Origin of the sequence: Actinomyces sp. HMSC065F11, from assembly GCF_001813085.1 — a bacterium.
GTDB lineage: Bacteria > Actinomycetota > Actinomycetes > Actinomycetales > Actinomycetaceae > Gleimia > Gleimia europaea.
In genome coordinates this window covers 626-1,146 of sequence record NZ_KV811484.1, presented here as the reverse complement: position 1 = coordinate 1,146, position 521 = coordinate 626, and the positions used below count along the sequence as shown (strand labels likewise).

General features: G+C 50.3%; 2 protein-coding genes. Both read right to left on the bottom strand.

Annotated features, from left to right (window positions below):
• Window positions 1-325 (bottom strand): ArdC family protein (locus HMPREF2891_RS07345; protein WP_148131767.1); only part of this gene is annotated, 325 nt, incomplete at its 3' end.
• Window position 326: 1 nt separating this feature from the next.
• Window positions 327-461, bottom strand: coding sequence for a hypothetical protein (locus HMPREF2891_RS09875; RefSeq protein WP_261666854.1), 135 nt, complete (start codon window positions 459-461; stop codon window positions 327-329).
• Window positions 462-521 lie beyond the last annotated feature (60 nt).

Below are 521 nucleotides of genomic sequence, written 5' to 3'. Positions count from 1 at the left end.
CCTCACCTTTTAGGAAGGGTAGCTTGTAGGTGACCGGAGCTAAAACTTGGTAGCTTTTTTCTCCTTTTTGGACTTGCCTGCCTAGCTTTTTCCAAGCGGTATAGGAAGCAAACGAAGATTCCATGCTTCCGCGCTTGCGTGCCTGATTGTTGAGCCACACCAAGTTGCGGAATGAGTACTGTGGCATTTGCGCCATATAGTCCAGCATGTCTTTCCACGTTTGCGTGTCTTTGAACCGGGACGCTGCGGCGGCTATTTCTTCGTGAGCTTTCGCGAGTTTCGCTTCACGTTCTTCCTTGGCTTTTTCTTTACTGCGACTAGCCATGTTAGTTGCCTACCTGGCCGGTTTTAGCTTCTAGGACTTGGACTCGACCCGTGAGTTGTTCGATCTGGTCCTGCTGGGCCTCGACCTGCTCGATGAGGGTTTCTACTAGCTCTAGCGTGGTGTATTGGGTTTCCATTGTTCTCTCCTAGTTAGTTGTCTTTCCCGTTTTGGGTGATGATGTGTAGTTCTTGGCGGG